Genomic DNA, 14216 nt, shown 5'->3' with positions numbered 1-14216 from the left:
GTTTCTTGGCGGCCTGCCGGGGTGGGCGGGCCGGCTTGGCGGGTTTGGCCGCCTTGTCGCCCGGCTTGGTGCGCAACCGGTCGCGCAGCACCTCCACCCGCGAGGGCACGTAGGCCTCGGGCAGCGGCAGCCGCAGCACCCGGTTCATCCGGTCCTCGCGGCCGGCACGCAGCGCGGCGACCGCCTCGGGTTCGTGCCGCGCGGCGTTCGCCATCAGCCCGATCATGAACAGCGTTGTCGCCGTTGATGTTCCACCGGCCGAGATGAGCGGCAACTGAATGCCGGTCACAGGTAGCAGGCCGATGACGTAGCCCACGTTGATGAAGACCTGACCGACCACCCACATGGTGGCGGCAGCAGTCAGCAACCGCAGGAACGGGTCGGCCGAGCGTTTCGCGATCCGCATGCCGGTGTAGCCGAACAGTCCGAACAACGCGAGCAACCCGAAGGCGCCGACGAATCCGAGCTCCTCACCGATGATCGCGAAGATGAAGTCGTTGTGGGCGTTGGGCAGGTAGTTCCATTTCGCGGTGCCCTGACCCAGGCCGTCGCCGAACACACCGCCGTTGGCCAGCGCGAACTTGGCCTGGCGTGCCTGGTAACCCGAGCCTTGGGCGTCAGCGCCGGGGTCCAGCCAGGACCGCACCCGGTCGGAGCGGTAGCCCTCTGAGACCGCCAGCACGGCGGCGGCACCGACCGCAGCCAGCAGTGAGCTGACGAACACCTTCAACGGGAGGCCGGCGTACCAGAGCAGGGCCAGCAGGATGATGCCCATCGACACGGTCTGACCGAGGTCGGGCTGGGCGACGATCAGCGCCAGCGCGATCACCGCGGCGGGGATCAGCGGGATCAGCATCTCGCGCAGCGACGCCTGCTCCATGCGCCGGGTCGCCAGGATGTGCGCGCCCCAGATGGCGAACGCGATCTTGGTGAGCTCCGAGGGTTGCATCGACAGGCCCGCCACCACGAACCAGCCTCGGGCGCCATTGGATTCGTGGCCGATACCGGGGATCAGCACCAGTACCAGCATGACGACGGTGATGGCGAACCCGGCGAACGCGGTGTTGCGCAGGAAACTCACGGGCATCCGCACGGCGATCCAGAATCCGACCAGACCCACGATGGTCCACAGGACCTGGCGGCCGAAGATCGCCCACGGCGAGCCGTCCTCGTCGTAGGAGTGCACACCCGACGCGGACAGCACCATGATCAGGCCCAGCGAGACGAGCAGGGCGGCCACCGAGACGATGAGGTGGAACGACGTCATCGGCCGGCCCAGCCAGGTCCCGAATTTGCGAGGAACCCCGAACCGGTGCTTGGCCGCTGCCTCGGCGGTCGCGACGGGCTCGGTGGTGTCATCGGCGGGAGCCCCGGCGGCATCGACGACATCGACTTCGGCGCCCTGGGCGGTATCGGTGGCTTCGGAGGTGTCGGCGACGTCCGGGGTTTGCGCCGAACCACGCCGGCGCAGCCGGGACAGCATCTTGGCCATGGCGACTACCGGGCCACGGCGCGCACGGCGGCGGCGAACGTGTCGCCACGGTCGGCGTAGCCGGCGAACTGGTCGAACGACGCACCGGCCGGGGCCAGCAGCACCGTGTCACCGGTCCGTGCGAGGCTGGCGGCAGCGGCGACGACCTCGGTCATCACCCGGGCACCCAGGCCAGGACCGGAGGCGTCGACCACTCGAGTCTCATGAGTAACATCCGACTCATTGGTCTCATGCACCACAGCATCCTCCCGCGTCACCAGCTCGATGACGGGGACATCGGGCGCGTGTCGCGATAACGCCTCGGCAACCACCGCGCGGTCGCGGCCGATCAACACTGCCCCTACCAGCCGGTCTGCGACCGCAGCGACCATGTCATCGACAGAAGCCCCCTTGAGCAGCCCACCGGCCACCCACACCACCCGCGGGTAAGCCAGCAGCGACGCCTGGGCGGCGTGCGGGTTAGTGGCCTTGGAATCGTCGACGTAGGTGACGCCGTCGACGACGGCCACCCGTTCGGCGCGGTGCCGGCCGACCTGAAAGCGGGCCAGCGCGTTGGCAATCGAGGCCGGTTCGACGCCGACCGCCCGGGCCAGGGCGGCCGCGCCCAGCGCGTCGAGCACACCGACCGGCCCGGCGACTGAAATGGAAGTGATCGGTGCCAGTACGACGTCATCGGAGTCATCGCCGAAAGCCCGGTCGACGAGCATCCCGTCGCGTACTCCCAACTCCCCCGCGGCCGGCTCCCCGAGCCGGAAGCCCGTCTTCACCGAGGCGGGTGCGCTCGGCAGCAGCGCGGCGGCCGGACCGTCATCGAGCCCGACGACAGCCACCCGCCCGGCCAGCGCGCCTGCCTTGGCCGCGGCGTACGCCTCGAAACCGCCATGCCAATCGAGGTGGTCTTCGGCGACGTTGAGCACCGCGCCCGCCTCGGGGCGCAGCGATGGCGCCCAGAACAGCTGGAAGCTGGACAGTTCCACGGCCAGCACGTCGGCCGGCTGCTCGAGCACATCGAGCACCGGGTCGCCGATGTTGCCGCACAACACCGCCCGGCGCCCGTCGGCGACCAGCATGGCATGCAACATCGAGGTGGTGGTGGTCTTGCCGTTGGTGCCGGTGACCACCAGCCATCGCCGTGGCGGCCCGTAGTGCCCGGCGGCGTCCAGACGCCACGCCAGCTCGACGTCACCCCAGATCGGAATCCCCGCGGCGGCCGCCGCGGCGAGCACCGGGGCACCCGGCGGAAAGCCCGGGCTGGTGACCACCAGTGCGAAATCGCTGATCGCGGCGACGGCATCAGCGGGCGCGACGGTGTGAATACCGTTGTCCGCCAATGCTTTCAGCATATCGGCGTTGTCGTCGCAGACGCTGATGTGCACATCGAAGGAGGCCAGCGCCGCCACCACCGCGCGCCCGGTGACCCGGGCGCCGGTCACCAGCACCTGCGCTCCCGAGGTCAGCGGCTCGAGGCCGGGCTGCATGTCAGGCTCCGATGGCCGACAGCCACTCGCCATAGAAGAGGGCGACGCCGAGCCCGCAGGCGATCGCAGTGAGCAGCCAGAACCGGATGATCACCGTCGTCTCGGCCCAGCCGACCAGCTCGAAGTGGTGGTGGAACGGTGCCATTCGAAACACCCGGCGCCCCGTAGTTCGGAAGGCCAGGATCTGCACGACCACCGAGGTCACCTCGGCGACGAACAGTGCGCCCAGCACCACCGCCAGCACCTCGGTGCGGCTGGTGACCGACAGTCCGGCGATCATGCCCCCGAGTGCCAGCGACCCGGTGTCACCCATGAAGATCTTGGCCGGCGCGGCGTTCCACCACAGGAAGCCGATGCAGGCCCCGGCGGTCGCGGCGGCCAGTATCGCCAGGTCCAGCGGGTCACGCACGTTGTAGCAGCCCAGCCCGGGGGCAGTGGCGCAGGCATTGCGGTACTGCCAGAACGTGATCAGTACATAGGCGGCGCTGACCATGGCCATGCTGCCGCCGGCCAGCCCGTCGAGACCGTCGGTGAAGTTCACGGCATTGGACCAGGCACTGACCACGACCACGCAGAACAGTACGAACAGCACCGAACTCAGGGTGACGGTGGCGATCTCTCGCACGTAGGACAGCTCGGGACTGCCGGGGGTGAGCCCGTCGGAGTTGCGGAACTGCAGCACCAGGATGCCGAACAGCACAGCCGCCGTGAGCTGCCCGACCGTCTTGGCAGTCTTGTTCAAGCCAAGGTTGCGCGACCGCCGGATCTTTATGAGGTCGTCGACGAAGCCGACCGCGCCCAGCGCGGTGGCCAGCCCCAGCACCAGCAGCCCGGAGGCCGACGGGCCGTCACCACCGAGGGCCAGGCCCACCAGGTGCGTGCCGAAGTAGCCGGCCCAGATACCGGCCAGGATCGCCACACCGCCCATCGACGGCGTGCCACGCTTGGTCTTGTGGCTCGGCGGGCCGTCCTCACGGATCTCGTGGCCCAGACCCTGGCGGGTGAACAGCTTGATCAGCGCCGGCGTCAGCAGAATCGACACCGCCAGCGCGATACCGACGGCAATGAGGATCAGTCTCATGCGCCGCCGTCCCGATTGCCTCGCTCGTCCTGGGCCTCGCCCCTCGGCCGCACCGTCGGCTCGGCGTCCAACAGCGCTTCGGCCAGCGACCCCAGTCCTGCCGCGTTCGACGCCTTTACCAATACGACGTCACCGGGCTGCAGCTCAGCGCGCAACAACTCCAGTGCAGCGTCGGCGTCGTCGACCATGGTGGATTCCGAACCCCAGGATCCCTCCATGACCGCCCCGTGGTGCATGGCGTTCATGGTCCTCCCGGTTCCGACGACGACGAGTCGACTGATATCTAAGCGCACCGCGAGTCGACCGACACGATCATGCTCGGTTATCGACTCATCCCCCAGCTCACCCATCTCACCGAGCACCGCCCAACTACGGCCGCTGCCGTTCTTGCGAGCCATCACCGCCAGCGCCTGCAGACCGGCCTTCATCGAGTCCGGGTTGGCGTTGTAGGCGTCGTTGACGACGGTGACCCCGTCGGCTCTGGTGTGCACCTCCATACGGTGCCGCGACGCCGGGCCCGCGCCCGCCAGCGCGGTCGCCACCTGCGCGGGTGTCGCCCCACATTCGAGAGCCACCGCCGCCGCGGACAGCGCATTGCCAACCTGATGCTCGCCGTGCACGGCCAGTTGCACCTCAACAGAGCCCGCCGGGGCGACCAGTGTGAATCGCGGCCGGGCCAGGTCGTCGAGGTCGATGTCGACGGCGCGGATATCGGCCGTCGCGGATTGCCCGACCCGCACCACCCGCGCGGCGGTCTTGTCCGCCATCGCGGCGACCATCGGGTCGTCGGCGTTGAGGATCGCCACACCGGCGGCCGGAACTGCTTGTACCAGTTCACCTTTGGTCGCCGCGATGATCTCACGGGAGCCGAACTCACCCAGGTGGGCAGTGCCGACATTGAGCACCACCGCGATCGACGGCGGGGCGATGGCCGCGAGTGCGGCGATGTTGCCGGGATGGCGGGCCGACATCTCCAGCACCAGATAGTCGGTGGTGCCGGTGGCCCGCAGCACCGTCCACGGCAGGCCAAGCTCATTGTTGAACGAACCCGGCGGGGCGATCACCTCACCGAGCGGCCGCAGCACCGCGGCGATCAGATCCTTCGTCGACGTCTTGCCTGACGATCCGGTGACTCCGACGATCGTCAGGCCACCGGCCACCAGTTCGGAGGCCACCGCCGCAGCCAGCTTGGCCAGTGCGGCCAGCACCGCCGCACCGGAGCCGTCGACGTCGTGTTCGAGGACGCCGGCGTTGGCGTCGGCAGCCGCAGCCGGCGGCACGACGATCGCCGGCACGCCGACCGGGCGCGCGGCCAGCACTGCTGCGGCACCGGATTCGACAGCGGCGGCGGCGAAGTCATGGCCGTCGGACCGCGCCCCCGGCAGCGCCAGAAACAGGCCGCCAGAGGTGAGCGCCCGCGAATCGAACTCGACGGTGCCGGTGATCGTCCGCTCGGCGGCTTCGTCGACCGTGATATCGGCTAGCCGGCCGCCGACGATCTCGGCTATCTGGGCCACGGTCAGCGCGATCATCGGCCCGCCTCGCGTTCCTCGAGTGCGGCGGCGAGTTCGGCGCGGTCGTCGAACGGCCGGGTCTGTCCGGCGGCGGTCTGACCCTTCTCGTGGCCCTTGCCCGCAATCACCACGACGTCGCCGGTACGGGCCCAGGCCACGGCATGCCGGATCGCCGCGCGCCGGTCGCCGATCTCGACGACGTCTGCCCGACCGGCCTGTCCGGCCCCGGCCAGGATGGCCGCCCGGATCGTCGCGGGATCCTCGTCGCGCGGGTTGTCATCGGTAATGACGACCAGGTCGGCTACTTCGGCGGCGATGCGGCCCATGGGTTCTCGCTTGCCGGGGTCACGGTCACCACCGGCGCCGAACACCACCGCCAACCGGCCCTGCGGACGTTTGAGGGTCCCCAGCACCGCTTCGAGCGCGCCAGGCTTGTGCGCATAGTCGACGACGGCCAGGAAGTCCTGGCCGCGCTCGATAGCTTCCAGCCGGCCGGGCACCGACGCGTCCCGCAGACCCGGCGCGGCTTGTTCGGGCGACACCCCGACGGCGTCCAGCATGGCCAGGGCCAGCAGCGCGTTGGCGACGTTGTAGCGGCCCGGCAGCCGGATCCGCAACCGGTGGTGCACGCCGGCCGGGTCCACCGCGGTGAACTCCTGTCCGCCACCGTCGAGCACCTCGATGGCCTCGGCCCGCCAATCCGCCCGGTGCCCGTCGGTCGACACCGTCACGGCGTCCGCGGCGCGACGGGCCATCTCGCGCCCGGCGTCGTCGTCGACACAGATCACCGACACGGCGGCGTGCGCGGCAGAGGCGGGGTCGAACAACCGGGCCTTGGCCTCGAAGTAGGCCTCCATCGTCGGGTGGAAGTCGAGGTGGTCCCGCGAGAGGTTGGTGAATCCGCCGACCGCGAAGCGGATGCCGTCGGTGCGGCCGAGTTCGAGAGCGTGGCTGGAGACCTCCATGACGGCGGTGTCCACGCCGCGTTCGGCCATCACGGCCAGCAGCGCCTGCAACGCCGGGGCTTCCGGGGTGGTCAGCGCGCTCGGCACGTCGGCCCCGGCGATCCGGACGCCGACGGTGCCGATGAGGCCAGGCGTACGTTCGGCCGACTGCAGGCCGGCCTCGATCAAGTGGGTGGTGGTGGTTTTGCCCGAGGTGCCGGTGACACCCAGGACAACCACCCGATCCGAGGGGTGCCCGTAGACCGCTGCCGCCAGTTCACCGAGTACCGCGCGGGGTGTCGGATGGACGAGGACCGGGACGGGCGCCGGTTCACCGAACCGTCGGTGGATCACGGCGGCACCGTCGGTGTCGGTGAGCACCGCGACGGCACCGCTCTCGATGGCCATGGCGGTGTATTCCGCGCCGTGCGAAGAGGACCCCGGCAGGGCGGCGAACAGGTCACCGGCCATTGCCTCCTGGCCGCGCAGGGTGACGCCGGTGATCCGGATGTCGGGGACAACGCCACCGGCGGCGGGTTCCGCGCCGGCCCGGGCGGCCAGCGTCGGCAAGGTCAGCGCCGGGGTGGCGCTTGGCCGCAGGGCATTGTTCATCGGGTTGTCACCCTACCCAGCGGCCGGCGTCAACCGGCTATGTGGCCTGCAGGATCAGCGGCGGGCCGGGATCGGCCGACAGCGGCACGTTCTGCCGTTGCAGCAGCCAGGCGGCGATGTTGTGGAACAGCGGCGCGGCCGAGGATCCGGGCGAACCGTCGGCGGCGCGGTGCGGGGCGTCCATCATGATGCCGACGACGTAGCGGGGATCGTCGGCGGGCGCCATGCCGGCGAACGTGATCCAGTACACGTCGCTGTAGTAGCAGCCGCAGGCCGGGTTGATCTGCTGGGCGGTGCCGGTCTTGCCGGCGATCTGGTAGCCGTCGACGGCGGCGGCCGGGCCGGTGCCCTGCTGGTACCCCATGGGATCGCGCTGGACGATCGCGCGGAACATATTGCGCACGGTGCGAGCGGTCTCCGGCGAAACGACTTGAATACCGGCAGGTTTCGGCTCCTCGGTGCGGGTCCCGTCCGCGGCGATGGTGGCCTTGATGATCCGCGGCGGGATACGGACCCCGTCATTGGCGATGGTCTGATAGATGTCAGTCATCTGCAGCAGCGTCATTGAAAGGCCTTGCCCGATGGGCAGGTTGGAGAACGTGCTGCCCGACCACTGATCGATCGGCGGAACCAGCCCGGAGCTCTCGCCGGGCAGGCCGACGTTGGTGCGCTGACCGAGCCCGAACTTGCCGAGCATGTCGTAGTAGCGCTGCGGCCCGACCCGCTGGGCCAGCATCAGGGTGCCTACGTTGGAGGACTTCCCGAAGACGCCGGTGGTGGTGTACGGCATCACGCCGTGATTCCAGGCATCGTGAACGGTGACGCCACCCATGTTGATCGACCCCGGCACCTGAAGCACCTCGTCGGGGTTCGACAGGCCGTATTCGATGACCGAGGAGGCAGTGACGATCTTGTTCACCGAGCCGGGCTCGTAGGGCGACGTGACCGGGAGGTTGCCCATCTGCTTGTCCTGCTGGCGCCCGATGTCCTGGCTGGGGTCGAAGGTGTTGTCGTTCGACATGGCCAGCACTTCACCGGTTTTCGCGTCGAGCACCACCGCGGAGACGTTCTTGGCACCGGAGGCGTCCTTGGCGAGCTGGACCTGCTGTTGGACGTAGTACTGGATGTCGTCGTCGAGCGTGAGCTGCACGGTGGAACCGTTGACTGCGTCGTGCTTGTTGCGGTAGCTGCCGGGGATCACGACGCCGTCGGATCCGCGGTCGTAGGTGATGGAGCCGTCGGTGCCGGAGAGCTTCGAGTCCATCGAATCCTCGAGCCCGAGCAGGCCGTGGCCGTCCCAGTCGATGCCGCCGACGATGTTGGCCGCCAGTGCGCCACCGGGGTATTGACGCAGATCCTGACGTTCGGCGCCAACCTCGGGGAACTTCTTGATGATGGCGTCGGCGATACCCGGGTCCACAGCGCGCGCCAGATAGACGAAGGTCTCGTTGCTGCGCAGCTTCTTCAGCAGAGTGGCCGCGTCTGGGCTGTTGTTGAGCTTGCCCGCCACCTCGGTGGCGATCTGCGTCAGCCGCTTGTCGGGATCCGGTGCGGCGGGCGACTTCTCCTTCGCGTCGGCCAGTTGCTTGCGGATCTTGACCGGCTGGAAGGTCAGTGCCCTGGCCTCGATAGTGAAGGCCAGCTTGTCAAAATTGCGGTCAACAATGCTTCCGCGAACGGCTTTTTCGACATCGGTCACCTTGAGCTGACCGGCCGCCTCGGCACGTAGGCCAGCGGCTTGGGGCACCTGCAGGTTGAACAGCTGGACGGCAGCCACCGCAAGCGCGATGAAGATGACGATATTGCCCGCCCGGTGGCGGAACACGAATGATGCTGTCCGGCTGCTACTTTCAATCAGCTCGCGGGTACGCCGGGATTTGGCCGGGCGGCCAGGGCCGGCCTCGGGCTGGGCCTTGACCGCCTTGGTACGCGTGCGCTTGGCGGCGCTGGGGCCGGTGCTCGACCGGTCAGATTTGACGCGCCGGCTCACTGCCCGGCTCCGGCGGGCGTGACCGGCGCCGCGGGAGGAACGTCAGGGGTCAACGCAGGCGGAGCGGCGTCAGCAGGTGCGGGCGGTGGCACGGTCGGGACCTCAGCGGCCGGAGCGGGTAGCGTCACCGCGCCGGGCACCGGAGCCTGAGCCGGCACCGCGAGTTGGCCCGTCTGAGTCGACACTCCCGGCAGGGGCGGCAAAACCGCTCCCGGCGACAAGACCGTTCCAGGCGGCAGGACAGTTCCGGGCGGCAGCGTCACAGCACCATTGAACGGCAGTGCACCCAGCGGGGTCGGTACGACACGCACCGGAACCTCCGGTGAACTCCCCGGCTTCGGCGCGGGAGCCGCGGGCGGTGCAGGCGCGGCCGGGGGTTGTGGCTTGTCGTCCGGCAGCTTGTTGTTCAGCGGAGGCGGCGGCGCCCCTTCGGCGGGCTTCGGCTTGCCGACCACGGTCCAGTTACCGTTCAGGTCCTGCACCAGGTGCGCGGTGTCCTTGGAAGGGATCATGCCCAGATTGCGCGCGGACTCCGCCAGGGCGGGCGCGGATTCGGCTTCCAGCACGTCACGCTCGAGCGCTTCCTTCTGCTGGGACAACGCCTGATTGGTCGAACGAGCGGTACCCAGCTGATAGGACCGCTGCGCGGCATCGGTGGACAGCCATAGAGTGACGGCCAGTCCGAGACCCAGTGACCCGATCACCAAGACCACGAACGGGACCTTGGTCAGCAGCGCCTGCGGACGCAGCTCGATGTTGGCCAGCCGGGCGAGAATCCTCTCGCGCAGTGGCAGCCGAACAACCCTGGGAGCCTTGGCCTTACGTGCCTTCGCGCGGGCCTTGGCCTGGCTGACGTTCTTGGCTCGCGCCGGGCGTTCCGCCGGCCGGGCGACAGGTGCCGTCTGGGGTCCCTGCTTCAGCGCGCGCGGCTCATGGGGCCTGCGAGCCGACGCGCGTCCGGACCGTGCCGGGCTGTCGGCACCGCGGCGGCGCGCCGTGGTGGTACCGGCCTTGCTCTTGGCCGTCCCCTTCTTGGCCACGCCTTTCACGGCGACCTTGGCGGCCTTTTTGGTATCCCCCTTGGCATCTCCACGATCCGACGGGCCAGCTGGCCTTCGTCCCACCTTCATCAGCTCTTTCCTCCCCGTCGCGGACTAGCTGTCGTCACACGTTGCAGCGCCCGCAGCCGGACCGGTGCACTACGCGGATTACGTTCGATTTCCACGGCGTCGGCGCGTTCGGCACCACGCGTGATCGCGCTGAAATCCGGCTCATATCCGGGCAATTCGACCGGCAGGCCCTCCGGCGAGCGGGAAGCTGTGGCCGCCGCGAAGGTGGTCTTCACGATCCGGTCTTCCAGCGACTGATACGACATCACCACGATGCGCCCGTCGGTCCGCAGCGCCGCCAGCGCCGCGGGCAGCGCCGCCTCCAGCGAGTCCAGCTCGCCGTTGACCGCGATCCGCAGCGCCTGGAAGGTCCGCTTGGCAGGGTGGCCGCCCGTCCGCCGGGCTGGCGCGGGGATTCCGCGGTAGATGATCTCGACGAGTTCGCTGGTGGTACTCAGCGGTGCCTGCTGGCGGCGCTCGACGATCAGGCCGGCGATCCGGTGGGCGAATTTCTCCTCACCGAAGCGGCGCAGAATGTCGGTCAGCTCGGCGCGGTCATAGGTGTTGAGGATCTCGGCCGCGGTCAGTGGGGCATCGGTGTCCATCCGCATGTCCAGCGGAGCGTCCTTGGAGTAGGAGAACCCGCGCTCAGTCTGGTCGAGCTGCATCGAGGAGACCCCGAGGTCGAGCAGCACGCCGTCGATCGAGTCCGTTGTCGCGCAACCGGCTTCGGTGAGCGCGTCGGCGATCCCGTCATACCGGGTGTGGACCAGGGTGGCCCGGTCGCCGAACGCGGCCAGCCGTGCCCCGGCGATCGCCAGCGCGCCCGGGTCGCGGTCCAGGCCGATCAGGCGCAGCTCGGGGAATTCGGTCAGGAAGCGCTCAGCATGGCCCCCGGCGCCCAAGGTGCCGTCGACGAGAACGGCCCCCGGTCGGCTCAGCGCGGGGGCCAGGATCTCGACGCAACGGTCCAGTAGGACGGGAACGTGCCCGTGGTCGGATTCGTCAACCACGAGGGGGCCTCCGGTTAGGTCACGGTGCATTGAGGCACGGTGCGCCCTCGCACCGATTGAGGCACCGTGCGCCCCTGCAGCGAGGTCCCTGTCCGAGATCGCGAACCTGGCGTTGGGGAAGTACGTCAGGGTCGGTTCGGGCAGAGGCCACGATGCACGGGCTGCCTCCGGTGGAGCGGCCGGCTCAGATGATGTCGCTAAGTGCTTCATCGCTGGCCGCGGAGAAGTTCTCTTCGTGGGTCTCTTGGTATTCCTGCCAGGCCTGGGCGTCCCAGATCTCGAGGAAGTCGACGGCGCCGATCACCACACAGTCCTTGGACAGGTTGGCGTAGCGCCGATGATCGGCGGACAGCGTGATCCGGCCTTGGGAGTCGGGGTGCTGCTCATCGGTGCCGGCCGCCAGGTTACGCAGGAAGGCACGCGCCTCAGGATTGCTGCGCGAAGTCTGCGTCGCCCGCCGGGCCAGCTGTTCGAACTCCGCACGCGGATAGACGGCGAGGCTGTGATCTTGACTCTTGGTGACCATCAATCCTCCTGCCAGTGCGTCGCGAAACTTGGCGGGCAGTGTCAGCCGCCCTTTGTCGTCGAGCTTGGGCGTGTAAGTGCCGAGAAACATGCTGCGCACATCCCTTCACACCCACTAGAGCCCTAGCCCCTCGGAGCCGTCGCTCCGTTAGACGCCACAATACCCCACAATCCCCCACTTTGCTCCACACAATGGCTTGTTTTCGGCCAGTCTCCACCACTGTCTGCCACCGAAAGCAAATTTCGCCGCCGGCGACGGGCGTGTAAGCCGCTAAAAGCCCAGGTCAACCCGCAGTGGGGCGATGTGGGGCGGTCATCCAGGCACACAAAAAACGGGGCAGCCGAATGGCTACCCCGTGTGGGAGAACTTCGCGGTCACTCGTCGAAACGACGCCGGAAGCGATCCTCCATCCGGCTGGTGAACGAACCGCCGCCGCCCTTGGCCTTGCGCTGCCGCTGGCCGCCCGACGAGGACGGGCCGGACTTGTCCCGCCCACCGGCGACGCGCGGACCGGTGATCGCGAATACCACGCCGCCGAACATGATCACGAAACCGACCACCGACAGGATCGGGAAGCTTCCGATCATGGTGGCTTTGAACGCAACACCGGCAACCAGCATGGCCAGGCCGATCACGAACAGGCCGGCACCCTGCAGTCGCCGACGCGTGGACGGCGCCCGCAGCGTTCCGCCCCGGACGCTCGAGGCGAACTTGGGGTCCTCGGCGTAGAGAGCGCTCTCGATCTGATCGAGCATGCGCTGCTCATGATCGGAGAGTGGCATTCGTCCCTCCTTGCCGACACGGCCGGTCACGATTCCGATAAGACTTGGCTGCCCAGCAATTACCGGGCCACTAACCAAATGATACGAGCTGAAGGTGCGCCGTACCACCTAGTTGGTTCACCCGATTGTAGCTGTGTCCAGGGGTTGTTCTGTTCCCGCCACTACGACGTCAGAGGCCTGTCATTACCTCACTAGCAAGGTTGGGTCAGGACTGCACCGATAATGGCGATGCACCCCTGACCGATCCGCAGACGACGAAGGGCATCGAGGCGTTGGCGACTTTCCTCATCGACCTATCGCCCGATGACATGGCGCGCCGCCTCCACGACGCTCTGACCGTGTACGTCGACGCCATGCGCTACCCCCGGGGCACCGAAGGCCAGCGGGCCGGGATGTGGCTCGAGCACACCCGTCGGCTCGGCTGGAAAGCCGTCGCGGCCGTCGACACCGATACCCCGCCCGGCGAGCAGCCCAGCGCCGAGCAGGTGGCCGCCGCTCCCCTGCTCGGAATCGCCTACGGCTATTGCGGAGCTCCGGATCAGTGGTGGCAGCAGCAGGTCGTGTCGGGTCTGCACCGGATTGGGATGCCTGCCGACGAGATCAGTCAGCTGATGAGCAGTTATTTCGAGCTCACTGAACTGCACATCCACCCGAACGCGCAGGGCCGTGGACTCGGCGAAGCGCTGGCCCGCCGGCTGCTGACCGGTCGCGGCGAAGCTCACGTGCTGCTGTCCACCCCGGAGATCATCGGCGAGGCCAACCGCGCCTGGCGGCTGTACCGGCGGCTGGGATTCACCGACGTCATCCGCGGCTACCACTTCGCCGGCGATCCGCGCGCGTTCGCCATTCTGGGCCGCAGCCTCCCGCTTTAGCCCGAATCTGGCACGATACCCACGTGCGCGACCGATCCCGCCGCCTGCGCCTGCGCGCCCTGGCGTTACTGCTGCTCCTCGTGGCGCCACTGGCGGTCGGCTGCGTGCGAGTACACGCCTCGATCGCGGTGTCCCAAGACGACCAGGTTTCCGGCCAGATCATCGCCGCGGCGAAACCGCGCGATTCCAGCGACCAGGGACCGCAGTTCGACCTGAATGTGCCCTTCAGCCAGAAGATCTCGGTGTCGAAGTACGACACGGACGACTACGTCGGCTCCGAGGCGGTGTTCTCGAACCTGAGCTTCTCCGAGGTGCCCCAGCTGGCCAACCTCAACCGTGAGGCCGCCGGGGTGGACATCTCGCTGCGCCGGGCAGGCAATCTGGTGATCCTCGAAGGCCGGGTCGACCTGACCACCGTCACCGACCCCGATGCCGACGTCGAGCTGACCGTGTCTTTCCCCGGCGACGTGACCTCGACCAACGGCGACCGGCTCGACAGCGACGTGGTCGAGTGGAAACTCAAGCCGGGTGTGGTGTCGACGATGAGCGCCCAGGCCCGCTACACCGACCCGAGCACCCGGTCGTTCACCGGCGCGGCGCTCTGGCTCGCGCTCGGGGCGCTGGTGGTCTGCGGCGTGATCGGCACGCTGGCCTGGGTCAGCCGGGACCGCTCGCCGCGATTCACCAACGCCGATCAGGCCGATAGCTAGCCGCTCGATAGGGCAAACCACCCCCGACGCTCTACTCTGGGTTCACCCACCGTCGTTCACAGAAAGGGGCGCCGCGCTGAGCGTCGAAGCCGT

The 14216-nt window shown here is 68.5% G+C and carries 12 protein-coding genes; 2 read left to right on the top strand and 10 right to left on the bottom strand.

Going from position 1 to position 14216, the window contains the following annotated elements; all coding sequences use genetic code 11:
• The 10 genes from ftsW to CG716_RS28360 all read right to left on the bottom strand — a co-directional run.
• Positions 1-1492 (bottom strand): putative lipid II flippase FtsW (gene ftsW, locus CG716_RS28405; RefSeq protein ID WP_165774343.1); only part of this gene is annotated, 1492 nt, incomplete at its 3' end.
• 5 nt (positions 1493-1497) lie between these two features.
• Positions 1498-2970, bottom strand: coding sequence for a UDP-N-acetylmuramoyl-L-alanine--D-glutamate ligase (gene murD, locus CG716_RS28400; RefSeq protein ID WP_094484479.1), 1473 nt, complete (start codon positions 2968-2970; stop codon positions 1498-1500).
• A 1-nt stretch (position 2971) separates the two neighbouring features.
• The gene (gene mraY / locus CG716_RS28395; RefSeq protein WP_094484478.1) at positions 2972-4051 is read right to left on the bottom strand and encodes a phospho-N-acetylmuramoyl-pentapeptide-transferase; all 1080 of its coding nucleotides are present in this window, start codon (positions 4049-4051) and stop codon (positions 2972-2974) included.
• Positions 4048-5583 (bottom strand): UDP-N-acetylmuramoyl-tripeptide--D-alanyl-D-alanine ligase, encoded by a 1536-nt coding sequence (locus CG716_RS28390; protein WP_094484477.1) that lies wholly within the window; start codon positions 5581-5583, stop codon positions 4048-4050. The genes mraY and CG716_RS28390 overlap by 4 nt, the downstream gene beginning before the upstream one ends.
• A complete protein-coding gene (locus CG716_RS28385) occupies positions 5580-7121 on the bottom strand; it encodes a UDP-N-acetylmuramoyl-L-alanyl-D-glutamate--2,6-diaminopimelate ligase (RefSeq protein ID WP_094484476.1) in 1542 nt (513 codons plus the stop codon). The genes CG716_RS28390 and CG716_RS28385 overlap by 4 nt, the downstream gene beginning before the upstream one ends.
• Before the next feature lie 37 nt (positions 7122-7158).
• Positions 7159-9111, bottom strand: coding sequence for a peptidoglycan D,D-transpeptidase FtsI family protein (locus CG716_RS28380; protein ID WP_165774342.1), 1953 nt, complete (start codon positions 9109-9111; stop codon positions 7159-7161).
• Positions 9108-10241 (bottom strand): cell division protein FtsL, encoded by a 1134-nt coding sequence (gene ftsL, locus CG716_RS28375; RefSeq protein WP_094484475.1) that lies wholly within the window; start codon positions 10239-10241, stop codon positions 9108-9110. Before ftsL ends, CG716_RS28380 begins: the two co-directional genes overlap by 4 nt.
• Positions 10241-11443: a 16S rRNA (cytosine(1402)-N(4))-methyltransferase RsmH gene (gene rsmH / locus CG716_RS28370; RefSeq protein WP_207760812.1), complete on the bottom strand. Its 1203-nt coding sequence runs from the start codon at positions 11441-11443 to the stop codon at positions 10241-10243. Before rsmH ends, ftsL begins: the two co-directional genes overlap by 1 nt.
• The gene (gene mraZ, locus CG716_RS28365; protein WP_094484486.1) at positions 11418-11849 is read right to left on the bottom strand and encodes a division/cell wall cluster transcriptional repressor MraZ; all 432 of its coding nucleotides are present in this window, start codon (positions 11847-11849) and stop codon (positions 11418-11420) included. Before mraZ ends, rsmH begins: the two co-directional genes overlap by 26 nt.
• A 284-nt stretch (positions 11850-12133) precedes the next feature.
• Positions 12134-12541, bottom strand: coding sequence for an SCO2097 family morphological protein (locus CG716_RS28360; protein ID WP_094484485.1), 408 nt, complete (start codon positions 12539-12541; stop codon positions 12134-12136).
• A gap of 272 nt (positions 12542-12813) precedes the next feature.
• Between CG716_RS28360 and CG716_RS28355 the strand changes: the two genes are divergently transcribed.
• Both CG716_RS28355 and CG716_RS28350 read left to right on the top strand, forming a co-directional pair.
• A complete protein-coding gene (locus CG716_RS28355) occupies positions 12814-13413 on the top strand; it encodes a GNAT family N-acetyltransferase (RefSeq protein ID WP_165774345.1) in 600 nt (199 codons plus the stop codon).
• Between the two features lie 23 nt (positions 13414-13436).
• Positions 13437-14123: an LppM family (lipo)protein gene (locus CG716_RS28350; protein ID WP_165774341.1), complete on the top strand. Its 687-nt coding sequence runs from the start codon at positions 13437-13439 to the stop codon at positions 14121-14123.
• Positions 14124-14216: the final 93 nt, after the last annotated feature.

The sequence above is a fragment of the Mycolicibacterium sphagni genome (assembly GCF_002250655.1).
Taxonomy (GTDB): domain Bacteria; phylum Actinomycetota; class Actinomycetes; order Mycobacteriales; family Mycobacteriaceae; genus Mycobacterium; species Mycobacterium sphagni.
Note: the sequence above shows the minus strand (reverse complement) of the source record. Positions and strands in the feature narration are given on the sequence as shown.